Annotated in this window: 20 protein-coding genes; 18 read left to right on the forward strand and 2 right to left on the reverse strand. The window is 56.7% G+C overall.

From position 1 onward, the window contains the following. The first annotated feature begins 115 nt into the window (after positions 1 to 115). The 3 genes from AC1Q6Y_RS16615 to AC1Q6Y_RS16625 are packed head-to-tail and all read left to right on the forward strand — an operon-like array spanning position 116 to position 3,288. A complete protein-coding gene (locus AC1Q6Y_RS16615) occupies positions 116 to 595 on the forward strand; it encodes a MarR family winged helix-turn-helix transcriptional regulator (protein ID WP_057715145.1) in 480 nt (159 codons plus the stop codon). Further along, positions 588 to 1,769, forward strand: a complete 1,182-nt coding sequence (locus tag AC1Q6Y_RS16620; protein WP_057715146.1) for an HlyD family secretion protein — start codon at positions 588 to 590, stop codon at positions 1,767 to 1,769. The genes AC1Q6Y_RS16615 and AC1Q6Y_RS16620 overlap by 8 nt, the downstream gene beginning before the upstream one ends. Further along, a complete protein-coding gene (locus AC1Q6Y_RS16625) occupies positions 1,762 to 3,288 on the forward strand; it encodes a DHA2 family efflux MFS transporter permease subunit (RefSeq protein ID WP_057715147.1) in 1,527 nt (508 codons plus the stop codon). Before AC1Q6Y_RS16620 ends, AC1Q6Y_RS16625 begins: the two co-directional genes overlap by 8 nt. Here AC1Q6Y_RS16625 and AC1Q6Y_RS16630 read toward each other — a convergent pair. After that, entirely contained in the window at positions 3,276 to 4,928 is a 1,653-nt protein-coding gene (locus AC1Q6Y_RS16630) for a methyl-accepting chemotaxis protein (RefSeq protein ID WP_057715148.1), read from the reverse strand. The genes AC1Q6Y_RS16625 and AC1Q6Y_RS16630 overlap by 13 nt on opposite strands. A gap of 157 nt (positions 4,929 to 5,085) precedes the next feature. Next, positions 5,086 to 6,693 carry an IclR family transcriptional regulator domain-containing protein gene (locus tag AC1Q6Y_RS16635; protein WP_057715149.1) on the reverse strand — a complete coding sequence of 536 codons (1,608 nt, stop codon included), beginning with the start codon at positions 6,691 to 6,693 and terminating at the stop codon, positions 5,086 to 5,088. A 183-nt stretch (positions 6,694 to 6,876) separates the two neighbouring features. Here AC1Q6Y_RS16635 and AC1Q6Y_RS16640 point away from each other — a divergent pair, with 183 nt between their 5' ends. The 15 genes from AC1Q6Y_RS16640 to AC1Q6Y_RS16710 all read left to right on the forward strand — a co-directional run bounded on the left by AC1Q6Y_RS16640 (position 6,877) and on the right by AC1Q6Y_RS16710 (position 22,861). After that, complete coding sequence (locus tag AC1Q6Y_RS16640) at positions 6,877 to 7,689, forward strand: RraA family protein (protein WP_020798275.1); 813 nt, start codon at positions 6,877 to 6,879, stop codon at positions 7,687 to 7,689. Then, a complete protein-coding gene (locus AC1Q6Y_RS16645; protein ID WP_020798276.1) occupies positions 7,686 to 8,144 on the forward strand; it encodes a nuclear transport factor 2 family protein in 459 nt (152 codons plus the stop codon). The genes AC1Q6Y_RS16640 and AC1Q6Y_RS16645 overlap by 4 nt, the downstream gene beginning before the upstream one ends. Continuing rightward, positions 8,141 to 9,562, forward strand: a complete 1,422-nt coding sequence (locus AC1Q6Y_RS16650; RefSeq protein ID WP_057715150.1) for an aldehyde dehydrogenase (NADP(+)) — start codon at positions 8,141 to 8,143, stop codon at positions 9,560 to 9,562. The genes AC1Q6Y_RS16645 and AC1Q6Y_RS16650 overlap by 4 nt, the downstream gene beginning before the upstream one ends. Beyond that, the gene (locus tag AC1Q6Y_RS16655; RefSeq protein ID WP_057715151.1) at positions 9,559 to 9,870 is read left to right on the forward strand and encodes a Dabb family protein; all 312 of its coding nucleotides are present in this window, start codon (positions 9,559 to 9,561) and stop codon (positions 9,868 to 9,870) included. Before AC1Q6Y_RS16650 ends, AC1Q6Y_RS16655 begins: the two co-directional genes overlap by 4 nt. A 74-nt stretch (positions 9,871 to 9,944) precedes the next feature. Next, positions 9,945 to 11,348 carry an MFS transporter gene (locus AC1Q6Y_RS16660; RefSeq protein ID WP_079246760.1) on the forward strand — a complete coding sequence of 468 codons (1,404 nt, stop codon included), beginning with the start codon at positions 9,945 to 9,947 and terminating at the stop codon, positions 11,346 to 11,348. 47 nt (positions 11,349 to 11,395) lie between these two features. Beyond that, a complete protein-coding gene (locus AC1Q6Y_RS16665) occupies positions 11,396 to 12,481 on the forward strand; it encodes a mannonate dehydratase (protein WP_057715152.1) in 1,086 nt (361 codons plus the stop codon). 151 nt (positions 12,482 to 12,632) lie between these two features. Beyond that, complete coding sequence (locus AC1Q6Y_RS16670) at positions 12,633 to 14,165, forward strand: UxaA family hydrolase (protein WP_020798281.1); 1,533 nt, start codon at positions 12,633 to 12,635, stop codon at positions 14,163 to 14,165. Positions 14,166 to 14,352: 187 nt separating this feature from the next. Next, positions 14,353 to 15,606 (forward strand): OprD family porin, encoded by a 1,254-nt coding sequence (locus tag AC1Q6Y_RS16675; RefSeq protein ID WP_057715153.1) that lies wholly within the window; start codon positions 14,353 to 14,355, stop codon positions 15,604 to 15,606. Between the two features lie 429 nt (positions 15,607 to 16,035). After that, the gene (locus tag AC1Q6Y_RS16680; protein WP_057715154.1) at positions 16,036 to 16,512 is read left to right on the forward strand and encodes a hypothetical protein; all 477 of its coding nucleotides are present in this window, start codon (positions 16,036 to 16,038) and stop codon (positions 16,510 to 16,512) included. A 262-nt stretch (positions 16,513 to 16,774) separates the two neighbouring features. Beyond that, positions 16,775 to 17,464, forward strand: coding sequence for a Pycsar phage resistance system uridylate cyclase PycC (gene pycC, locus AC1Q6Y_RS16685; protein ID WP_057715155.1), 690 nt, complete (start codon positions 16,775 to 16,777; stop codon positions 17,462 to 17,464). Between the two features lie 402 nt (positions 17,465 to 17,866). After that, the gene (locus tag AC1Q6Y_RS16690) at positions 17,867 to 18,787 is read left to right on the forward strand and encodes a TIR domain-containing protein (RefSeq protein WP_057715157.1); all 921 of its coding nucleotides are present in this window, start codon (positions 17,867 to 17,869) and stop codon (positions 18,785 to 18,787) included. 73 nt (positions 18,788 to 18,860) lie between these two features. Then, positions 18,861 to 20,411 (forward strand): Pycsar phage resistance system uridylate cyclase PycC, encoded by a 1,551-nt coding sequence (gene pycC, locus AC1Q6Y_RS16695; RefSeq protein WP_057715158.1) that lies wholly within the window; start codon positions 18,861 to 18,863, stop codon positions 20,409 to 20,411. Continuing rightward, complete coding sequence (locus AC1Q6Y_RS16700) at positions 20,408 to 21,187, forward strand: E2 domain-associated cysteine-rich protein (RefSeq protein ID WP_131726871.1); 780 nt, start codon at positions 20,408 to 20,410, stop codon at positions 21,185 to 21,187. Before pycC (AC1Q6Y_RS16695) ends, AC1Q6Y_RS16700 begins: the two co-directional genes overlap by 4 nt. Before the next feature lie 240 nt (positions 21,188 to 21,427). Next, on the forward strand, positions 21,428 to 21,991 hold the full coding sequence (locus AC1Q6Y_RS16705) for a TIR domain-containing protein (protein ID WP_057715159.1): 564 nt from the start codon (positions 21,428 to 21,430) through the stop codon (positions 21,989 to 21,991). 33 nt (positions 21,992 to 22,024) lie between these two features. Continuing rightward, positions 22,025 to 22,861, forward strand: a complete 837-nt coding sequence (locus AC1Q6Y_RS16710; RefSeq protein ID WP_241781141.1) for a macro domain-containing protein — start codon at positions 22,025 to 22,027, stop codon at positions 22,859 to 22,861. Positions 22,862 to 23,276: the final 415 nt, after the last annotated feature.

The following is a 23,276-nucleotide window of genomic DNA, read 5'->3' on the forward strand; positions in this document are numbered from 1 at the left end:
CCTCCAAATGGACATTTTTTCTTTATCTGATCATGTTTTAATGAAAAATAGCTAGCGAGCAATCCATAAGCCTGATTACCATTAGCTTGCTCATTGACTCCAAGGTGCGCTGACGATGACCCAATCCACCCTCGGCTTTGTCCTCCATGACGTTGCCCGCTTGATGCGTAAGCGCTTTGAACAATGGGCTCGCGCAGCCGGTCTCACGCGCTCGCAATGGCAAGTCCTGGCCAAGCTGTCGATTCATGAGGGCATCCACCAGAAAGGCCTGGCAGACCTGTTGGAAATCGAGTCGGTCACCCTGGTGCGCTTGCTGGACAAGATGCAGGAGCGCGGATTGATCGAACGCCGTAACCACCCCACCGACCGCCGATACTCCTTGCTGTTTCTCACCCCGGCTGCCCATCCGCTACTGCAGTTCATGCGCACCATCGGCGAACAAACCCGACAAGAAACCATGGCGGATTTCTCCATTCAGGAGCACGACCAATTGCTGCAGTACCTCGAACGTATGCGTGAACACTTGCTGACAGCCTGCGGCCAGCCCGTGGATGAGCTCACAGGCTGTGCAGCAAGCGAGGTGAAGCATGGCTGAGCCGACATTGCAGCGCCCTGCCGTGCACGCTGAAGCCCGACCGCTCGAGCCAGCTGAAAAACCCCAGATGCAGGCGACCGAGGCTTCGGCCCTTGATGGCCATGCTGAAGAACCGTCTGACACGGCACGCCAACGCTGGCGCATCGGCCTGTTTTTGCTGGCACCTATCAGTGTCGTGGCCTGTGCTGCCTGGTATGTGTTGGGTGGCCAGATCGTAAGCACCGACAATGCTTATATCCAGGCCGAGCGTGTAGGGGTTTCCACCGATGTCGCCGGAATCGTCGCGGCTATTGAAGTCAGTGACAACCAAAGCGTGAGCAAAGGCCAAGTGTTGTTCCGTCTCAAGCCCGAGCCCTTTGAAATCGCCGTGGCCAGTGCCAAGGCGCAACTGGAAAACGCGCGCAATCAGATCCTTTACCTCAAGGCCAGCTACAACCAATCGCTGGCCGAGATCGCCCAGGCTGAAGCCAAATTGCCCTTTTACCAGACCAATCTGCAACGGCTGGAAAAGCTGGTCAGCGTTGCCGCCGTATCCAGGACTCTCTACGACGACGCCCACCAGGACCTCGACAATACCCGTCAGCAGGTGGCGGTCGCCAAGGCCCAGGCCGCGGCGGCGCTGGCTCAACTGGGTGGGCGTCTGGACAGACCTCTGGAGTTGCATCCGTCCTACTTGCAAGCGCTGGCGGCACTGAATGAAGCCGAACGCAACCTGCGAAACTCCGTGGTCATCGCCCCATTCGACGGCGTCGTCACCAACGTTGACTCGCTGCAAGTGGGTGCGTATCTGCAACCACCCCAATCGGGCTTTAGCCTGGTGTCCAGCGAGCAGCTGTGGGTGGCTGCGTCACCGAAAGAGACCGAGCTGACCAACGCTCACATCGGCCAGGGCGTAACCATTGAGGTAGACACTTATCCGGGTGTCACCTGGCATGGCACCGTGGAAAGCATCAGCCCAGCATCCAGTTCGAGCTTCTCCCTGTTGCCGGCCCAGAACACCACGGGCAACTGGGTGAAGGTTGTGCAGCGCATTCCGGTGCGGATCCATATCGACGATGCTGCCGGCAAACCCGCGCTGCGCCATGGCATGAGCGCCGTGGTCGATATCGATACCGGCACGGCACGTGGCCTGCCGAAGCCGCTGGCAAACCTGTTCGCACGCCATCATGAGTGAAGTATCCGGACCACTTCCGCCATCGCCGTTGCGGGTACTGATCACCTTGTGTGTGGTGCTGGCGGTGGTCATGCAGGCGCTGGACACCACCATCGCCAACGTCGCCCTGCCCTATATGCAGGGCAGCGTATCGGCCAGCGCCGATCAGATTAACTGGGTGCTGACCTCGTACATCGTCGCCACCGCCATCATGACGCCGCCCTCGGCTTTCCTGGCCCGGCGCTTCGGTCGCAAACGCGTGTTGCTGTGGTCGATCCTGGGTTTTGTATTGGCGTCGGTGCTCTGTGGCATTGCCCGCTCCCTGGAAGAAATCATCCTGTTTCGCCTGCTGCAAGGGGTGGCCGGGGCGGCGTTGGTGCCATTATCGCAAGGCATCCTGCTGGATATTTACCCGCAGAAAGAACGAGGGTCGGCAGTGGCGCTGTTCGGGGTATCGGTCATGGTCGGCCCGGTATTGGGGCCGATGCTCGGCGGCTGGCTGACGGAACACCTCAGTTGGCGCTGGGTGTTCTTCATCAACCTGCCTATCGGGTTGCTGGCCTTCATCGGCATGACCCGCTTCATTCGTGAAACCCCGGCCGACAGGACCGCACGCCTGGACTGGCTGGGCTTTAGCTCCCTCAGCGTGGCCATCATGTCGATTCAACTGTTCCTCGACCGCGGCGAACAACTGGGCTGGTTCGACTCTGGGGAAATCATCCTGGAAGCGCTGGTGGCCGCCATCGCTTCGTACATTTTCATCGTCCACACCTTCACCCACGACAAGCCCTTTATCAGCCTGAAGTTGTTCAAGGATCGCAATTACTCGGTGGCGGTGGTGTTTATCTTCATCATCGGCATCACCTACCTGGCCTCGCTGGCACTGATGACACCCTACCTGCAAACCCTGATGGGCTACCCGGTTCTCACCGCCGGCATGGTCATGGGGCCGCGCGGCCTGGGGACGATGCTGAGCATGTTCCTTGCCGGGAAGATCATCGGCAAAGTCGATATTCGCTGGATACTGTTTTGCGGCCTGGTGTTGTCCGCCTGGTCGATGTACATGATGACCGGCTGGACACCGGCCGTGTCCATCCACACCATCGTCTACGTTGGCTTTATCCAGGGCGCGAGCCTGGGCCTGTTGTTCGTCCCGCTGACCACCATCGCCTTTACCACCCTGCCCCCGCATTTGCGGGGCGAAGCCACGGGTCTGTACAACCTGTCACGCAATGTCGGTTCGAGCGTTGGCATCTCGATCGTTACGGTGCTGCTGGCGCAAAACACCCAGATCAATCATGCCGAAATCGGCGCCTACGTGACGCCGTTCAACCGCCTGTTCGATGCCTGGCCTGTCAACAACCAGCTCAATCCACTGACCGCCAGCGGGCGTGCAGCCCTGGATGGCTTGATCACTGTGCAAGCCAGCTGGGTGGCTTACCTGGATGACTTCAAGCTGCTGATGTGGTTATCCATTGGCGTCATACCGCTGCTGCTGATATTCAGGACACCGAAGTCTCAAGCCAATCAGGCCTCGTAGCGAAAACGTCCCACCGCTACGTTCAGCTCATCGGACAGTTCGCGCAAGGACACCACGGCTCCGGATACCTGATGGGTGATCGCATCACCCTCTCCGGCCATGCGCGCGATGTGCTCGACGTTGGCCACGATGCCCCGCCCACCCTCGCTCTGCACGCTCACCGCATCGGCAATCCGGTCCACCCCGCGCGTGGAGTCTCCGACCAGTTCCGTCGCCTGCTGCAGGGTACTTTCCAACTCACCCAGCAGTCGGCCACTGTCCTCCAGTGCCACGGTGCCCGCACTCAATGCCTGGTCGACGATCCCGGACTGGTTCTCCAGCTTCAACGTCAACTGGTTGATCGAGTTGGCAGCCAGCGCCGAGCGTTGCGCCAAGTTACGCACTTCGTCGGCCACCACGCTGAAACCGCGCCCGCTTTCTCCGGCACGCGCCGCCTCGATGGCCGCATTGAGCGCCAGCATGCTGGTCTGCGCGGAGAGGTCCTTGACCTGACCGATGCTGGCGGTGATCGCTGTCGTGCTTTCGACAAAATCGCCCACCGAGCCGCGGATGGCGGAGAAGGCATGGCGCACGCTGTCGATTTTCTCGAGCAGTCGCGACAAGGCCAGGTGCCCGTCTTGCGCACCGCGCAAACTTGCTTCGGCGCAGCTGCGCAGGCTTTCAGCATGACTGGAGATTGCCGCAATGCCGTCGCTCATCTGCTCGATGGTCATCGACACCGCACCCACCGCACCGGCCTGCGCCGTGGAGCTTTGCGCCACGCGCGCCGAAGTACCCACCAGTTCCTCCGCCGACGCGCCGACCGATGCCGCAACACCGGCAACCTGGCGCATGGCCTGCTGAAAGCTATCAATGAGTTCGTTGAATGCCTGGGCCGTGTGGGCCACCTCATCTCGGCCCATGACCCGCACGCGTCGGGTCAGGTCGCCATCGCGCAACTCGATCGATGCCTGTTCGATTTCCCGGATGGGCCTGAGGATCTGGGCACGCAACAAAAGACTGACGATGACGGCGAGTACGCTGGCGCCGAGTAATACCGCAACCAACATCCGTGACACCTGGCGTTGCATAGTGCCGGCCTCGGCAAAGGCGCCAGAGGTCAGTTGCGCCTGCAGTCCCAGCAAACGATTGAATTGACCTTGCAGACCATTGTTGTCGGCGCGCACCCTGCCCAGCAGCGATGCCGCCTGTATTTGGTCACTCAAGGCCGCGCGCTTGAAATCGGCAAGGCCTTCGCCGACCACGGCGGCCTGTTCTTGCACGGCGCGGTAGAGTTCTTTCTCCTCCTCACCCAGACGCGTCTCGCGAGCCACCTTGTCCAACCCGGCTCGCATGTCGTCGACACTGGCCTGCATGTCTTCCAGATAGGATTCCAGCTCCTCGGCAGAAGCCTGCCCATTGGATTCAAGGATGCGTGCGCCTATGGCATAGGCCCCGACCATTGCCGCCTGCGACGCAGACGCGGTTTCCAGTACCTGGCGATACTGCTGGAAACGCAACTGGTCGATTTCCTCGATCACCGCCTGTTGCCTGGCCAGCCCATGATAGGCAAGGCCCGAAACAACCAATAAAGCGATAACAAATAATGCGGGCAGCACAAAGAGCTTGGCGCCGATTGAATAGCCTTTGAGAAATGACATTCTGATTACCGTTTTTGTTTTTATAGGAAATGACAGGCCAACATCAGCTCCATCATATTCTCTATACGGTATCTCATTCTACTATCAGAATGTTAGATGATACCTCAAATGGTTATCAGCACCTTCACGTTGGATAAACTAAAGCAATACAGGACCATCAAACTGTCCACTCCGTGATATTGGCCAAGGCTCCCCCGTGCTCCACGTAGATACTGAACAAATGCCCTGATCCTGGAGCGTTGTTCAGCATTTCCATCGGAATGTCGTGACGTGCGCTGGTGATGTACAAGGTGTCACGGTCTTCACCACCGAAAGCCAGGTCCGTCGGCCCTGGAATCGGCAAACCAATCATTCGATCAATGCTGCCGTCTTCGGCAAATCGAACCAGGCTCCAACCGTCGCGCAATGTGGTCCAAACACCCCCCTCTCGATCAAGGGCCAGTCCGCTCAGCCGCCCCGACCCTTTGGGCAACGTGGCCAAGCGCCGAACATTCACACTGCCTGCCTGCACGACGTAGACCGACCCGGTTTCCGGCCCGATTGCGTAAAACGCCTGCCCACGCTCATCCCAGCACATTGACGTGATGTTTTCCTGAAACTCCCAGGACAAGCGCAGATCACCATGCCGGTTCAACTCTCCCACCTTGCAGCCGGTGTGGCTCGCCAGGCACGCCCAGACACTGCCGTCAGGTCGACTACAAAGCCCCAAGAGGCTCTTGCCGGGCCAGTCGGGCAAGGGATGTTCGCAACCTTCAAAGTCAATCAGCGACCAACCCTGGGTATGGGCGACCAGCAATCCCTGGCTATGCAGCTCCATCGCCACGACCGGGGATTCGAGGCGGGCGAAAATACGCTCGCCATCGCCATCCAGCATGCGAATGGCCGGCGCCAGGGTATCCGCCCAAAACAGGCAACGAAGCTTGCTCGACCAACGCGGGAAAGCGCCATTGAACGCCCACGGACTATCGACCAGTTTGACGTCGGTGTCGCCGATTTGAATGCGCGGCTCGCTCAACTGAGCCCCCACGCGTCTTGCCGCTTCGCTTATCTCAGGGCCCAACAGCTCCAGACGCTCAAGGGTCAAGCGATAAGCCGGCCCTGCCACACTCAAGGCGCCGCGCACATTTCCCGCGTTATCCCGGATCGCCGCAGCCACGCAACGCACGCCCATCACAATCTCCTCATCGTCGATGGCATAGCCCCTGGCCCGGGTGATCTGCAACTCGGTATGCAGGCGTCGACGATCGGTGATGGTCAGTTCGGTCAGCGGTGTCAGCACCAGCCCCTTGATGATTGCCTCACGAGCGGCTTCATCCATCGCCGCAAGAATTGCCTTGCCCTGACCCGTGCAATACACCGGCTTGCTCTGGCCAAGCGCCGCCGCCGAACGCGTGGTGTGCGCGCCGTCGCAACGCTCGAGAGATCTGACTTGATTGCCATCGAGCACCGCCAGATAGGACGTCTCGCCGGTCAGATCGCGCAAGGCCCGCAACTCGAAACTCGCGGCCGCTACCAGGTCCGGCATCAGATAGGCATTGCGCACCAGTTCCAGATAACGGAACCCCAACCGGTAGACCTTGTGCACCGGATCGCGGCGAATCATGCCGCGCTCCACCAGGCTGGCGATGATTCGATACAGCGTGGTTTTGGGTAACTCCAGCTGCCCTGCCAATTCGGCCTGACTGACGCCCCGAGGCGCGGAACCAACGGCCTCCAACACATCCAGCGCCTTCTCCAGTGCACCCGTGCCCTCTCCTGCTTTCATGACTTATTCCCACCATATGGAACAACGAATGAACTGGATCATACGACGGGTATTGCACACGTCAACAAACCTCTAGGATCTGACGATATCAGGTCATCACAAACATTCTTTGTCCCAAATTACGGGAATAACCAATGACTTGGTGCACCTACACGCCATGCGTAAGAGCACAGGAGAACAACAATGACGCAGATCCACCAATACGCCGACACACTGGAAGAAACCGACGAGCGCCAGGTTCATGTCAGCGATGAAGTGCTGGCACGCCTAGCCCGTTGCAGCAGCGGTTCGCTGACCACCCAACTGTTCAAATTGGGTTTTCGTCAGCCAGCCCTGGTCGGCCTTCGCGCCATGAACAAAGACATCAAGCCGTTCGCTGGCCGCGCTTTCACCATGCGCTTCATACCGGCCCGCGAGGACATCGACACCTACGGCACCATGACCACCAAACCCAACCACAACAATCTGCAATGGCAGGGTGTGGAACAGATCCAGCCGGGCGACGTGCTGGTCATCGACAGCCAGAACGACCCGCGTGCGGCGTCGGCGGGCAATATCCTGGTGACCCGTCTGCTGGCCCGTGGCGCCCGGGCTATCGTTACCGACGGCGCCCTGCGCGACGGCAGTGAAATTGCCGCTTTGCCGCTGCCTGCCTTTGCCCGCGAAGTCACTGCAACCACGCGCATCTCCTATCACCACGTGGCTGACTTGCAGGTACCGATCGGCTGTGCCGGTGTGGCGGTGTATCCAGGGGACATCATCGTCGGCGACGGCGACGGTTTGACGGTGATTCCTGCGCATCTGGCAGAAGAGCTGGCCGATTACTGCACCGTGCAGGACGACCTGGAAGGCTATCTGGCGATGCGCATCGCCGCCGGCGAAGCACTCTGGGGCGTCTATCCACCAGGTCCAACCGCCATCTCTGACTACCACGCATGGGTAGCCTCAGGTCGTCCTGCCATCCCGAGCATCATCAACAAGGGGGATGAACAATGAGCAAACAAGCCGAATACGCCGCACTGATCCGTCGCTACTTTGCTGCTTGCAACGCGGGCGATCACGCCGAATTGGTGTCGTGCTTCACTCCGGATGCCGTGCACTACTTCCCAGCCGGATTGCCAGAAATTCCTTGGCGCACTGCCGAGACCATCGCGTCCAAATGGGTGTGGTGCGTCGAGAACCTCGGCTCGCAATGGACCATCGAGAAGATTCTCGTCAGCCATGACAGCCCTGAAGCGGTGATCGAGTGGACGCACTGGAAGGGTAAACTGGGTACCGCGCTGCGTGGTGACGAGTGGTACATCTTTGACGAGCATACTGGTCTGATCAAAGAGATCCGCGCTTACTACGCCTCACCTGCCGACAAGGAAGTGGCCATCAACGAAATCGTCGACTTCGATTACGCGGGTCGTGGTTACCACCTGGAACCGGCCACAGGAGGTGAACAATGAGCACCACCGAGTTTCAATTGATCGATGCAGCTGTCGAGGCTGCCGGTGCCGTCGCCGGGTTCTGGGCGGCCTCCGCGCCCTCCGTTCGCAGCGGCTTGCTACGTGGACTGGCCAGCGGTCTTGAACAGCACCAAGCCGCTCTTGTGGCACTGGCCGACGAAGAAACCGGCCTGGGTGCCGGGCGACTCAACGGTGAAGTGGCGCGAACGGCCTTTCAACTGCGTGGTTTCGCCGACGAGGTAGAGGCCGGTGTGCCATACCAGACAATCGACGATCAGGCCGTGGCTGGCGCGCCGCCCGTAGGTCGCCCACGCCTGACACGCACCCACGAACCGCTGGGGCCGGTGGCGATGTTTTCAGCCAGCAACTTCCCGTTCGCTTTTTCGGTCCTGGGCGGCGACACCGCTTCGGCATTGGCGGCCGGTTGCCCTGTGGTAGTCAAGACTCATTCCGGGCACCCACGGCTGTCGCGCGCAGTACATGAGGTGGCTCAGGGCGTACTTGACGGCATGAACTTGCCTGGCGGGCTGCTTGGCCTGGTCGATGGCGCCTCCCGCGCAGCGGGCCTGCACCTGGTAGCGCATCCGCAGATTGCCGCCGTTGCATTTACCGGTTCCTATCAAGGCGGGACCGCGCTTTGGAAAGCCGCTAACGAACGCCGTCGCCCTGTTCCGTTTTTCGGTGAGTTGGGCTCCATCAATCCATTGATCGCCCTGCCCGGTATTCTAGAGCGTGACAGCGAGGCCCTGGCGAACACCCTTGCTGCTTCGATCACCCAAGGCACCGGACAATTCTGCACCAGCCCGGGGGTGATCGTTTTACTCGACCATCCGGCCAGTGACCGTTTTGTCGCGCAATTGAGCGCGGCACTGCAACCGATCAAGACCCATCGCATGCTGACTCCCGGTATGCGAAACGGATTTGATGCAGGAGTCGCCCATCTGCTGGCATCCGATGCAGCGAGCCAAGTATTCGAGCCACTGGCCGATAGCGAAGGCCCGGCTCCGCGTCTGTTCAAGGTCGACGCCAAGGCCTTTATTGAAGACGCCAATCTTCGCGAAGAAATGTTCGGCCCCGCCGCCGTGGTACTGACAGTCGAGTCCATCGAACAGGCGACCGCTGTGTTGCACGCCATTGGAGGCAGCTTGACGGCGACGCTTTGGGGCTTCGAAGACGCCACCGACGACACCCGTGCGCTGCTTCGCGCCGCTCGCCAGATCGCCGGTCGAGTGTTGTTCTCGGGCGTGCCAACAGGCGTTGCCGTCACGCACGCACAGCAACATGGCGGCCCCTGGCCTGCGTCGACTCAACCACAAAGCACTTCGGTGGGCTACGCCGCGCTGCAGCGCTACCTGCGCCCGGTGGCGTTGCAGGATGCTCCTGCATGGGCACTCGCCCAGCAAGGAGCCCAGCCATGATGAAACACATCGTGATGTTCCGGCGCCTGCCTGCGGTGGAGAAAAACCCACAGCTGGAAAGCCATCTCGTGCAGTGGATGAGCGACCTCGCCAAGGACATTGAGTTTGCCCGCAGCTGGAAGGTGTCGGCCAATGAACTGGACCGACCGATCTGCTGGGACTACGTGCTGGAGACGACGTTCGACGATGCTGAAGCGGTCAACCGTTACCTGCCTCACCCGGCGCACGTTGCCCTGGTCACTGAACTGAAAAAGTACTTCGAATGGGTCGCTGTGGACTACACGGAGGCAGACACCCAGGCCGCTTGATCCCGGTACAGGTATTGGCTCCCAAGGGTCGCCAATGCCTGGGCACTCTACAAAAATAATTAGACGAGGCACACATGAACAACAACGAGCGCTACGCGCTGGAAGGCAACACGCCAGTTGCCGCGGTCTCGGCCCAATCGAAGGGCCACCAGGACGCGGCGGCGACCACGAAAAAGAGCAGCTATCGCTTTCTGATTCTGGCGTTGATCACCATCGTTCTCGCCCTGAGTACGGGGGATCGTGCTGCACTGTCGGTCGCAGGGACCGACATGAGCAAGGAGCTCGGTATCAGTTCTGTGGAAATGGGATACCTGTTCTCGGCATTCAGCTGGGCGTACGTAATCTTCCTGATCCCCTCCGGGTGGCTGACCGACCGTATCGGCTCGAAGCTTTCAATGATGCTGGCCGTGGTGATCTGGTCTTGCTTCACGGTGATGATGGGTATGGTGCATTTCATTGGCATGGTGGTACCACTGCTACTGGCCCTGCGCTTTTTGCTCGGTGCTGCTGAGTCTCCGGTCGGACCAGCCTCGGGCCGCATCATTGCCGCATGGTTCCCCTCCTCCGAACGCGGTATTGCCGGCGCCATCTTCAACAGCGCGCAATACCTGTCGCTGGCTGTCTTCACCCCAGTCATGGGATGGCTCTGCTACACCTACGGCTGGGAGTACGTATTCATCATCATGGGCGCCATCGGCCTGGTGATTGGTGCCATCTGGTGGAAATTCTACTACCTGCCCATTGACCATCCGAAGATGAACAGCGAGGAACTGGAATACATCCGCGCTGGCGACGGCCTTGTTGATCTGGAGAGTTTGAAATCCAAAGCGGCAAATACCGGCAAGGGCATGAAGCTCGGCGAGATCGGACAGTTGTTTCGCAGTCGCATGCTGGTCGGGATTTTTCTGGCCCAATACTGCATCACTTCGATCACCTGGTTCTTCATGACCTGGTTTCCGATTTATCTGGTCAAGGAACGTGGATTTGACATCCTTCAGGCCGGGTTTATCGCAGCAATTCCAGCGTTGTGTGGCTTGGTGGGCGGCGTGTCCAGCGGTTTTATCTCCGACCTGATCCTGAAGAAAACGGGCTCTTTGAGCATTGCTCGTAAAACCCCGATCACCATTGGCCTGTTGCTCAGCGCCAGCATCATTCTCTGTAACTATGCCGAAAGCGCTGCCGTGGTCGTTGTGCTGATGAGCCTGGCGTTCTTCGGTAAGGGTTTCGGCTCGATGGGCTGGACAGTGGTCGCCGACACCGCGCCCAAAGAGCTTATCGGGACTACCGGTGGCGTATTTAATGCCTTCGGCAACACCGCTGGAATCGTAACCCCGGTGGTCATCGGCTACATCCTTCAAACCACAGGTTCCTTCGATGGCGCACTGCTCTACGTCGGCGCTCACGGATTGGTAGCGGTCGCCAGTTACTGGCTGATCGTCGGCAAGATCCAACGCTTCAAGCTTCATCCGAAAACTTGAATTCGGTTTCCAACTGACTCCAATTAAAGATATGCGAGGCACCAAAAATGAAGATGATTTTTCGTTGGCACGGTCCGAAAGATCCAATCAATTTGCAGTACATCAATCAGATTCCCGGGTTGTACGGCATTGTTTCATCACTTTACGACACCCCGCTTGGAGAAGTCTGGCCGGTGGACCGTATCACCAGTCTGCGAGACGCAGCGGCGGCTTATGGTTTGAAAATGGACGTCGTCGACAGCTTCCGCGTGCACGAAGACATCAAACTGGGAAAGCCCAATCGTGAAGCGCTTATTCCGCAGTACATTGAAACGCTGAAGAATCTTGCCGCCAGCGGTATCAAGATCGTCTGCTACAACTTCATGCCTGTATTCGACTGGACTCGTACACAGATGGAGTACCAACTGCCCGATGGCTCCAATACATTGTCTTTCGAGGCCTCGTTGGTTGATCGACTGGACGTATCTAAAGGTGTGATTCCCCTACCCGGCATCGGTACAAAATACCCTGCAGAGAAGCTCCAGGCACTGCTTGAAGAATACAAGGATGTCAGCACCGAACAGATGTGGAAAAACCTTGAGTGGTTCCTGGGCAAGTTGGTGCCGGTTGCCGAGCAGCTTGGCCTGAAACTGGCCCTACACGCAGACGATCCGCCTCGTTCGGTGTTTGGCCTTCCTCGAATTATCAAAAACATCGAGGATCATCGCCGCGTACTGAGCATCATTGACTCGCCTGCGAACGGCCTGACGTTATGCAGCGGCACCATCGGCTCGGACCTCAACAACGATGTGCCGTCGTTCATCAACGAATTCGCCGCTCGCCAGCGTGTGCATTACGTTCACCTGCGTAACGTCAAGGTGTTCGACAACGGTGACTTTTATGAAAGCGCCCACCCGACGCAATGTGGTTCGCTGGATATGGCGGAAATCCTGAAGGCCCTGCATGACGCCAACTTCACCGGCTACGCCCGTCCAGACCATGGCCGCATGATTTGGGGAGAGACAGGCGTACCAGGATACGGCTTGTACGATCGTGCACTGGGCACCATGTACTTGCAGGGTTTGTGGGAAGGCATCGGCAAGGAAAAAACCAAGGCAGTGCTGCAAAAACAAGGGCCCGCCGCAGTAGCGTGATCGAGTCTTCCACCGAAGCACTGCCAATCTATTGCCGCGTACGCAGTCGAATGTGTGCTTTACGCGAGGACTGTCTCGCGGCAATTAGACGCTTCGGTCATGCCAGGCAAAGTCAGCAGCATCGACCTTATAAGAAAAGCAGGACTTAATTATGACCTCCCGTGAAATCAGCCCCGTGATCCGCCTGGACCCTGCCGACAACGTAGTGGTCGCACGCGTGGAAATCCCCACAGGCACTGCCATTACTAACGAATCATTGACTACGCTGCAGGACGTCCCGCTGGGGCACAAGATTGCTGCACGCATGATCGAAAAAGGCCAACCGGTGCTCAAGTACAACACCGTGATTGGCTATGCCAGCGAAGACTTGCCACCAGGTACCTGGATGCACAGCCACAACATTGAGTTCGGCGAAACCGCTCGCGATTATCGCTACGGCCTGGATTACGTGCCCACCGACCTGTTGCCAGCCGATAAGCGCGCGACGTTCCAGGGCATCATTCGCGAAGATGGCCGGGTGGCCACGCGCAACTACCTCGGCATTTTTGTCGTCGGCAATTGCGGCGCCACCGTGGCACGCAAAATTGCCAATCACTTTGACGAAGAGCGCCTGGCCGCCTTCCCGAACATCGACGGCGTCGTGCCCTTCGTGCATGAAATCGGTTGCGGCATGGAAATGACCGGCGAACCGATGAACCTGCTGCGCCGTACCATCGGCGGCCACATCAAGCACGCCAACACCGCCGGCGGCCTGCTGATTGCCCTGGGCTGCGAGCGCAACAATATCTATGGTTTCATCGAGCAGGAGCAACTTGTACTGGGAGACATGCTCAAGTCGCTGGTGATCCAGGACGTCGGCGGCGTTAAAACCGCGGTAGACCAAGGCATCAAGATGATTCAAGCGATGCTGCCCCAAGCCAACGCCGTGCAACGCGAAACCGTGTCGGCCGAACACCTGATCATCGGCATGCAATGCGGTGGCTCTGACGGCTTCTCCGGCCTCTCGGCCAACCCGGCGCTAGGCGCTGCGGTTGACATTCTGGTGCGCCACGGCGGGACCGCGATTCTCTCCGAGACCTCGGAAATTTTCGGCGTCGAACACACCTTGACCGCCCGAGCCGCCACCCCCGAAGTCGGTCGCAAACTGATTGACCGCATCGACTGGTGGCTGGAATACAACAAGGGCCGCGACACCCAGATCAATGGTCGCGTCAGCCCCGGCAACAACGCCGGTGGCCTGGCCAACGTGCTGGAAAAATCCTTGGGCGGTGCCAAGAAAGGCGGCAACGCACCACTGATGGATGTGTATGAATACGCCTACCCGGTGACGACCCATGGCCTAGTGTTCATGGACACCCCCGGCTATGACCCGGTGTCCGCGACCGGCCAGATCGCCGGTGGCGCCAACATGATCGCGTTTACCACCGGGCGTGGTTCGTGCTTCGGTTCGGTTCCTGCACCGACCTTCAAACTGGCGAGCAATTCGCCCATGTTCAATCGCATGAGCGATGACATGGACATCAACTGCGGCCAGATCATCGACGGCGACAAGACCATCCAGCAAATGGGCCAGGAAATCTTCGAGCGCCTGCTGACTCACGCCTCGGGAGACAAAACCAAGAGTGAACTCAACGGCCTGGGCGAAGACGAATTCTGCCCATGGCAGATCGGCGTGCTTGCATGACACCGGTGCCGTTGTCGCTATACGTTGCCCCTGCCGCATGGCCTTGCGGCAGGTCGCTCGACAGGATGCTCGGCTGACTCGTCACGTATGAGTCACCGTGTGCACTGAGTTCTCCTTCAAATAACAACAACGATTCCGCCGAAAAGGCGGTTGGCGCGGCCATGCCTGCGATTCAACGGGAGCCACCATGCAACACAACAACAAAGTGCTCATCTGCTCGACTTTGCTACCAATGGGACTGTTCAGCAGTGCCGGCCACGCAGCAGGTTTCCTCGAAGACAGCCACGCCACACTGCAGACCAGTAATTTCTACTTGAACCGAGACTTTCGCGAAGACCCGGGTATCTCCAAACGTGAAGAATGGGCACAGGGTTTCGTCCTCGACTACAAGTCCGGCTACACCGCAGGCACCCTCGGCTTCGGGCTCGATGCCATTGGCATGCTGGGGATCAAGCTAGACTCGGCCCCCGATCGCAGTGGCACCGGTTTGTTGCCGGTCGGCGAAGATGGTCGGGCCCCTGACGAGTACAGCAAGTTCGGCGCGGCAGCCAAGATCAAGGTGTCGAAAACCGAGCTGAAGGTCGGTACGCAGATTCTCAAGTATCCGGTCATATCTTCCAGCACCGGACGTATCCTGCCCCAGACCTTCCAGGGCGGCATCCTCACCGCCAAGGAACTGGACAACTTCACACTGACCCTGGGCGACATCAACCGCACCACGCTGCGTGACTACTCCCATAACCAGCCTCTGACCCTGGTCAACAAGAACAAGCGCTTCAAAGCCACTCCCGACGCCGACGACTTCAAAATGGCCGGCGCTGACTACGCTCTAAGCAAGAATCTGACCTTGAGTTATCAGTACGGTGAGCTGGAAAACATCTATCGTCAGCAGTATCTGGGCTTGGTGCATTCCCTACCATTGGGTAGCGGTACTCTAAAGACAGATGTGCGGTATTACCTCAGCAGTGATGTCGGTAATGCCGGTGCCGGCAAGGTCGACAACCGTACCCTTAACGCACTGGTCGCCTACAGCTTGGGTGGCCATGGCGTCGGGCTCGGTTATCAGGGGTTGAGCGGATCAACTGCAATGCCTTACATCGTTGGTACCGATGCGTACTTGACTAACTACATGATGGCAAACGACTTCATGGAGCGCGACGAACGCTCCTGGCAACTGCGCTACACCTACGATTTCGCCGTCTTCGGTGTGCCAGGCCTAACCTTCTCCACGCGCTACACAAAGGCCGATCATGCCAACCCGGCGACCGTGGCGGGTGAAGGCAGGGAATGGGAGCGTGACACCGATATTGGCTATGCGATTCAAAGCGGGACATTGAAAAATGTCGCGGTACTTTGGCGCTATGCAACGCTGCGCTCGAACTACTTGCGTGATATCGATGAAAACAGAATGATCATCAGCTATAACCTGCCACTGTTCTGACCATCAAAACCGTGAGGGAAGGATCGCGGATTTTCAGCTGGGCCGAACGCAGGCACGATCACCATCGGAGAACCTACTCACCACATTGAGTGGTTTGTCGGCTCTTCGTTGACCTTTGCTCCTCTGTTATTGGGTTAGTTTGAGGTTTTTTGCTTCGTGCAGGCGCACCTATCCCTTGGCAGGTGGCCCTTGAGATGTAAATTCATCAGTCGCGCCACGCTTTTCCCTTACCGCCGCCAGAGAACACTTTCTTTTTGACCTGGGACAAGGCAGCCCTGCACAACCCACGCGTGAGCTTCATGCGCGAGCACATGAGTCGACTTATCGAACAGGGCATTTTCACGTTGAGCTGCTGACTTTGGCCTTATTGGGCAGAACGGCGCGCGTCTGCCATTATCCTTTGCCACCCCTTCCTGTGTGCTTATCAACATGATCCAGTTGCAAGACTACTTTCGCAGCCGCGTTTCACAGGCAGCCTATGATCTGTTCGCGGTTTTTTCCCGCTTTGAATACGCGATGAAAAAGGGAGGTTTTCGGCGGCGTGACAGCGCTGATGCGGCATGGACCAAATTCGCTAACGATCTTCCAGCGGATATTTTTCCCCGCTTGCGCGCGGCACCCGAGGTGGCCATTTATTTCGACGCGCCGCCGGATCGATTGGTGGCCGACACTGGTGAAGGCGTCCAATGGTCCGGCACACCCACCACGCCGTCCACATTGCGAGAGTTGCTTGATTGCATAAAAATCGCCCGGAACAATCTATTCCACGGTGATAAACGGCATGACAACCGGAGGGACACTGAACTCATGGCTGCGGCACTGTTCGTGCTCAACCATATTTATGAATCCATTGAGCACGAGCCAAAATTTGATGCCTTCATCTCAGAAATGGAATATGGCCTGTGACCCTGAAGCAATTGATCTCAGACCTCAATCAACGGCATTTACCATTTTTGTCGGTACCTGACGATGTACTTCATCTAAACAACGAAGGCTTTTGCAGCTCGTTTCATTGACGATGCCTTGGCTTACCAAGTGGATACCGCCAACACTACAATGATCCGTTAGCGGTGCTCATTCGGTCGCAAGCGGCCGCTGCGAGAGGCGTTACCTGCAGCCAGTGCCGCAATCTTGTTTTTTTACCGTGCTAACCAACAAGGAAGAGAAAATGGCATTAGCTGAAGACCTGAAAAAATGGGTCGACGAAACCTTCACAGCCGCCTGGGAGGTTCAAGAGACGACTGGGGTTCCTAACCCAGCAGATCTGCGGCTGAACTCAAACCATGCAAAAGATCTGGACTCAGCGACCGTGTTGTATGCAGATCTGGACGGGTCTACAGACATGGTGAACACCAAGAAATGGGAGTTCAGCACCGAAATCTATAAAACCTTCCTCAAATGTGCTTCAGACATAATCAAAAATGAGGGTGGTGTCATCACCGCGTACGATGGCGATCGCGTGATGGGAATCTTCACGGGTGATTATAAAAACACTTCCGCGGCCAAATGCGCTTTAAAGATCAATTTCGCCGTTCAAGACATTATTCAACCCGCCATCTCAAAGGGATGGGCTACAGATTTTGTCTTAAAGCATGTTGTAGGCATCGACACCAGTCAGTTGAAAACAGCACGAATTGGAGTGCGAGGTGACAACGACTTGGTTTGGGTGGGCCGTGCAGCAAATTATGCCGCAAAACTCACTAATCTGGCCAACAAGCCGAGTCGTATTACCGAGGACGTCTATGAAAGGTTGGCATCAGACTTGAAACAAACCAATGGTACGGACATGTGGGTTCGCGAGTATTGGACGGAAATGGGCATTTGGACGTATTCCTCCACCTGGAAATGGAGGGTGTAGATTTATCATCACGCCTGAAGGGCGGAACATGACTTAACAAGCACTACAAAATCGTCTGCCGCCCGCGCCGCGACCATCAACACGACGTTACATTTGTCGCTAAGCCTCAGGTCCCCAGCACCACCCGTCTTGGACTGGTCATCAACCCCTTCATCTTTTCGGCAAAAGGTCGCACGCCCTCCACGCTCGATTCGGTCAGGAATGTACGCCAGAAAGTTTCTGAGCTGAAGAACGCCCCGCCAGCCCACAGACGGCACATTCGACAGCGTGTTGGATCAGAAAAACTCCTGCTCCGCTACCCGCACCCTCGACGGCATTTATCTTTTTTGGATCCCATTGAACTTTTTCGGCACGCCCCCATTTGCTGGAGAGACCCTTAACCCCCGCGGGGCTTGTCGATAAATGTCTACGGAAAAAATGATTGAGCGCTTTGAAGGCGCTGCGGGCCGGCCAGCCCTTGAAGAGGTTTTGCTAGAGCAGAAATTGGTCCTCGGCAATGAAGTGCTGGCCAAACTTCTGGCTGAGGCTGGCTCCTTGATGGAGCTAAAGCAAGATCAGGTTCTCATAGAGCAGGGAGGCCACGATACCGACGTTTTTTTTATCATCACGGGGCAACTCAAAATCAAAGTCCACGATCGGGAAGTGGCAATCCGCGGGCAAGGAGAGCACGTCGGGGAAATGTCGGCATTGGTGGTGACGGCGAAACGTTCAGCGACCGTCGTCGCGACAGAATCTTCGGTCGTATTGAAGGTTTCAGCACCCGACTTTAAAGCCGCAGCAAACGCTTTCCCCCGCATTTGGCAACACGTCACCCGTGAACTGGTTGAACGGCTGCATCAACGCAACGCTTTGGTGCGACCCTCCCACAAATCAGCCCGCGTGTTCATCATCTCGTCCAAAGAGGCGTTGCCGATTGCACGCGAAATCGAACGTCAGCTCGAGCATGACGCGTTCTTTGTCAAAATCTGGACCGAAGGTACGTTTCGCGCGTCGAAGTACACCATTGAAAGTCTGGAAGAACAGCTGGACGAAAGCGATTTTGCGATCGCAATCGCCCAGCCGGATGATGAAGTGACAAGCCGTGGCCAATCGCAGGGCGCGCCACGTGACAATGTGATTTTTGAACTCGGCATGTTCGTCGGTCGACTTGGCCGCATGCGCTCGATTCTGGTGGAGCCCAGGGGCGACGAAGTTCGCCTTCCTTCAGATCTGAAAGGTCTCACCACCATCACCTACCGCCCCGCCGCAGACAAAGAACCAGCCAAGCTGGGGCCTGTCTGCACCTCTTTGCGGGAAATTTTCAACGACCTAGGTCCGCGATAAAACCAATTCATCATCAGCAAATTACTGCCTTGCACCATGCCAGGTTATGCGTCCCTCAGGATAGGAGAGTTCAGTGAGCAAGAGTTGGAGCCACAACCGCGCAGTCGAACATATCGATAAGAAAATTGCTGATGTGAAAGACATCACCGTCAAAGACTACGTCCGCGACATGTCCTTGGAGTCGATCCCGACGAACGTGGCCTACCGGGTCGACGGTGTCCACATGTACGCGGATATCCAGAACCTAGAGGACATGCTCAACATCACGCATGTCGAAGGCACTGACTGCCATAAACGCACGCTACGATTCCTCGATCAGCATTACCGAGCAGTCAAGCGCATTCTCGATCGGGTTGACGCTCGACGGGTAGACTTCCACAGCCAACGGCTACATTCGTTGTTCACCAAACCTTACAACAGCGATACCGATGCCGAACTGAAGCGTGTGCAGCGGGCGGTCGCGACGGCCAAGCTCATGATCGATGTGCTTGCCCAGACAGGTGACGATGATGAGCAAATTCCTGCCGCGAAGCTGCGAATCGGCATTGATACCGGCCTCGCCCTGGCAGTTAATAACGGCCGCAAGGGGAATCGTGAACCGCTATTCCTAGGCGACCCGGCTAATCACGCAGCAAAACTGGCCAGCAACAACAGCGCCAAAGGCATCTACCTTACCAATGCTGCCCGTATGGCAATCGGCTTGACTGAGAAAGACGCGCCCGAAAAAGCTGCGTTGACGAATGAAGAAATCAAGGATTGCCAGGACGCCGCCAAATTGGACGTCACTGCCGACGAAATCGTCGAGGAATGGCGCGAGGACCTGAAGAACAATCCCATTGGCGGCTACCAGTTTACCCGCCAGACACCGCCACTGTGCGACATGGACATCAGCACGCTGACACCCGCCAACTCTAAACGCCAAGAAATGGTGAGCCTTTATGCCGATATCGACGGCTTCACGGCCTATGTCGCGGAACATATCGACGACAACGCCGAGGACGTCGTCCGTACGCTGCATGTAATACGCGCAGAACTCGAGCGTGTGGTTACGTCTGACTTTCAGGGGCGGCGAGTCCGCTTCATTGGTGACTGTGTGCAGGCGCTGTCGTGTGATGGTACTGCCCACACCACGGACGAACAAACAACGATCTCCGAATCAACCCGCTTAGCCGGCGCACTACGCAGCAGCTTCAACCTGGCAATCGAGCGTTTGAATGCAAAGGATTATGAAACGGGTGAACTGGGTCTCGCGATAGGCTTTGACATCGGCCCCATTTCGGTAACCCGCCTGGGCAGGCAAGGAGACCGCGTTCGCTGCGCGATAGGGCGTAAAGTGATCGAATCTGAAAATCGCCAGTGTGCCTGTTCTGGTGTCGAGACGGCGATTGGGCAAGCGGCTTATGACGCCGCGACTGACGCCGTGAAAGATCTGTTTGGCAAGACTCGCAAGATTGCCAACCTGGATTATAACGAGGCCACTGAGGCGCTGGCCGACAAGGGTGATGAGTCAGCCAAACAGGCACGTACGGAAGCGTATGCTGGTGCTCCGGCGATCATTCTCGCGGATAACCGTGAAGTTCGTCCTTACGCGATCACCACTGCCGGCGAGTCAGGTAACTCTTGATCACCGCACTTAATCTGATTGCACAATTCGCCCCCGATTTCGGGGGCGTTTGCACAGTTCACTCAGACTCTTCGGCGCTTCTGGAATTGCCGATCCGCTTGGTCGACGGCAGGGTTTTGCAGTACAAATTGCGCCTTCAACGGAGCGATGAATCGGTTTACGTTCAAGAGGAACAGCCCACTCATCTACCGTCCTTTTGCCCTGAACGCCACATCAACTATGACGGCACGTTCTGTCTGTATTACCCAGCGGCCAGTCGCTTGACCGTGACTGACGAAGTATCGGCTGTGGCTTGGCTGGAAACACTCTACAGATTCCTCAAGCTTCAAGAACGGGCCCGGGTTCAGCGCAAATGGCCCAACAACGAGGTCTGGGCCCATGGGAACGCCGCCCATCACCAGATTCGCGCATCGACGGCTGCTAAAGCCCTAGATGGTGAATTTTCGGCAGCGCTTGAACAGAATCAGATTGCACTGCAACGTCGACGATCGAAAGGTCGGGCCATCCTGGAGATCAGGGTTCGCGGCGTTCACGTCTATAGCGTGTGGGAGTCTTACAGGCGAGTAATCAATCTGAAGCAGCGCTGCTTTTGCGGGACCGCTGGGCTTAGGCGTCCGAAGACATTACGTCGGTGCGGACCGCACGCCAAACAAGCCGTTGAACTGGCTTTTGCGCTACGTGATTGGCAGAGCGAAGAGGATCGCTATTGGCAAAGCATGCAGGATCGGAGCTGCTGTGGCTCCTGCGATAACTGCCCTCTTTTACCAACACCTTGACGAGGTGCTGAAGAGCTTCCAGGTCGGCTATACCCAGAAATCGTGTACTGGGGGTGCTGGTTGGCAACATGGGCGGCCTTCTCCGCAGGGTAACAAACGTATGACTATATTAATGAAAGGAACCACGCTAAATGGCCCCACCGCCAGAGCCGATTTGCCTTTCCAACCCTGATAATGGCAATGTGCCGATGTCCCGACTAAGCGCGATCCCTGCACGAGCCAATACCTCAAGGAGCAACGATGGCATACCGAAATGGTAACTATTGCGCGTTCTATGTGGCTGAGCCCTTCCACGAAAGTTCACTGGCTGCCCATGCCACCAAAGACTTCGTTTACTACAACATGCTGAGGGCTTGGAAGGCCAAAGATCCATCCTTTCCTTTCATCGATTCCCACGCGAAAACCTATAGCGTGAGGGACGGCAGTGATTGGGAAAGAACGTTAAAACCAAGATTGCGCGAACGCCTGCAGTCCTCAAAAAATATTGTATTGTTTTTAAGCAGCGCTACTTTTAGTTCAGTTGCTCTGAATGAGGAAATTGAATACGGGATCGAAAACCAAGGCCTCCCCGTCATTGTTGTTTACCCAGAATTTAAAACAAAAGGGTCTTTACTGCTGAATGGCGTCTTATCTGAGGATGTTAAAAAATTGTGGAACAGGCTTCCGACTTTTAGAAGACTGATGTCCAAGGTGCCGACTTTACACATACCGCTCAACCAAGAAACCATAGTAAGCGCACTGACCAACTCAGACTTTTCGCTTGCTTCCAAGACCCAACCGGATGTCTACCGCTATTCCGCATAACCAATGACACACCCATACAACAAGGAGAATAGCTTGCGCAAGGTTCGTTTTTTTGACAGTCAGTTGATGAAAAACTTTAAGGAACGGATTTCCACCACCAGCACCGTATTGTCCCTCGCATTGATTTTCGTGGAAATCCCTTCACAGATGAAGGCATTGGCGGGCGCTATTTTTATCGGCCTATTAATTGTAGTTTACGTCTGGTTGTGGCACAGAGCGAATCAGCTCAAAAGCGTGGATTTAGACATTGAAGGCAGCAAAGTCACGGTGAAGGCAGGCGACTTATTTTTGGAGCCAGGACTAAAAGTCATTGCATTCAACGAGTACTTTGACACCATCGTCGATGATCGCATCATATCGGCTCACTCCTTAAATGGGGTGTTTATTAACTTACACCTGCCGGGCACGCTTGCCAAACTCGATCACCACCTAGAATCGTACTCTTTTGACCATGACGAACTGGGTGATTTAAACACTGCCAGACGAGTTGGAAAACTGCAAAAATATAAAATTGGCACACTCTGTGTCTACGATGATTTCATACTCACAGCCTTTTCAAAGTTTGATGATCAAAATCGGGCAATGCTGACCATGTCCGAGTACCTGGAGTTTCTGATCAACTTCTGGGATAAAATTAATAAAGTGTACGCTCAACAAAGCGTCTCCACTCCCATTTTCGGGTCAGGCATTACGCGAATCAAAGAGCACAAAAACATCAGTGATGAAGACTTGCTTAAGATCATGTTATGGACATTCCGGATCAGTGAAATGCGATTTAAGTACCCTGCCAAACTGACGATCGTGATCCACCCAGACAAGATCAAGACCATCAATCTTCTGGACATAAAATCGGCGAAAAACGGCTTGTAAATGTGACCGTCAACGGCCGCCGCCTCCTTTGCCAAGCAGTTGAGGATCGGAAATAGGAATTGATGAGCGCCCTTGGCAATGTGAAGGGCGCGCTGTTTCTCAGGCGATGTGAACTCGGCAATCACCAATCACTGTGTTTGCCTGCGCTCGAGCCAGCCTCCTTGGACTCACCCTGCGCACTTCGGCGACCAGATGCGCGCTGACGCTTCTCGCCTTCCATACGTATGATTTGTATAGGACTGGGCCTGACGTCTTCCAGCAGCGAACTCAAGCGCTCCAACTCGCCGAGGGCGCGCAAAACCGCGATCAGGTTGTTCAACCACGGCTTTATACCCTGGTCCGGATCATTGCCTTAAAAAGTGATTTCTACCCAGCGCCGCTTTACCCGGGGTCAGGCCCGGCGAGGTCATCCCCC

The organism is Pseudomonas sp. GW823-FHT06E10 (assembly GCF_058794995.1).

Bases quoted from the DNA above. Each gene is read 5' to 3' on its own strand.
- AC1Q6Y_RS16615 (WP_057715145.1), top strand. From the start codon at position 116: ATGACCCAATCCACCCTCGGCTTTGTCCTCCATGACGTTGCCCGCTTG.
- AC1Q6Y_RS16620 (WP_057715146.1), top strand. From the start codon at position 588: ATGGCTGAGCCGACATTGCAGCGCCCTGCCGTGCACGCTGAAGCCCGA.
- AC1Q6Y_RS16625 (WP_057715147.1), top strand. From the start codon at position 1,762: ATGAGTGAAGTATCCGGACCACTTCCGCCATCGCCGTTGCGGGTACTG.
- AC1Q6Y_RS16630 (WP_057715148.1), bottom strand. From the start codon at position 4,928: ATGTCATTTCTCAAAGGCTATTCAATCGGCGCCAAGCTCTTTGTGCTG.
- AC1Q6Y_RS16635 (WP_057715149.1), bottom strand. From the start codon at position 6,693: ATGAAAGCAGGAGAGGGCACGGGTGCACTGGAGAAGGCGCTGGATGTG.
- AC1Q6Y_RS16640 (WP_020798275.1), top strand. From the start codon at position 6,877: ATGACGCAGATCCACCAATACGCCGACACACTGGAAGAAACCGACGAG.
- AC1Q6Y_RS16645 (WP_020798276.1), top strand. From the start codon at position 7,686: ATGAGCAAACAAGCCGAATACGCCGCACTGATCCGTCGCTACTTTGCT.
- AC1Q6Y_RS16650 (WP_057715150.1), top strand. From the start codon at position 8,141: ATGAGCACCACCGAGTTTCAATTGATCGATGCAGCTGTCGAGGCTGCC.
- AC1Q6Y_RS16655 (WP_057715151.1), top strand. From the start codon at position 9,559: ATGATGAAACACATCGTGATGTTCCGGCGCCTGCCTGCGGTGGAGAAA.
- AC1Q6Y_RS16660 (WP_079246760.1), top strand. From the start codon at position 9,945: ATGAACAACAACGAGCGCTACGCGCTGGAAGGCAACACGCCAGTTGCC.
- AC1Q6Y_RS16665 (WP_057715152.1), top strand. From the start codon at position 11,396: ATGAAGATGATTTTTCGTTGGCACGGTCCGAAAGATCCAATCAATTTG.
- AC1Q6Y_RS16670 (WP_020798281.1), top strand. From the start codon at position 12,633: ATGACCTCCCGTGAAATCAGCCCCGTGATCCGCCTGGACCCTGCCGAC.
- AC1Q6Y_RS16675 (WP_057715153.1), top strand. From the start codon at position 14,353: ATGCAACACAACAACAAAGTGCTCATCTGCTCGACTTTGCTACCAATG.
- AC1Q6Y_RS16680 (WP_057715154.1), top strand. From the start codon at position 16,036: ATGATCCAGTTGCAAGACTACTTTCGCAGCCGCGTTTCACAGGCAGCC.
- pycC (WP_057715155.1), top strand. From the start codon at position 16,775: ATGGCATTAGCTGAAGACCTGAAAAAATGGGTCGACGAAACCTTCACA.
- AC1Q6Y_RS16690 (WP_057715157.1), top strand. From the start codon at position 17,867: ATGTCTACGGAAAAAATGATTGAGCGCTTTGAAGGCGCTGCGGGCCGG.
- AC1Q6Y_RS16705 (WP_057715159.1), top strand. From the start codon at position 21,428: ATGGCATACCGAAATGGTAACTATTGCGCGTTCTATGTGGCTGAGCCC.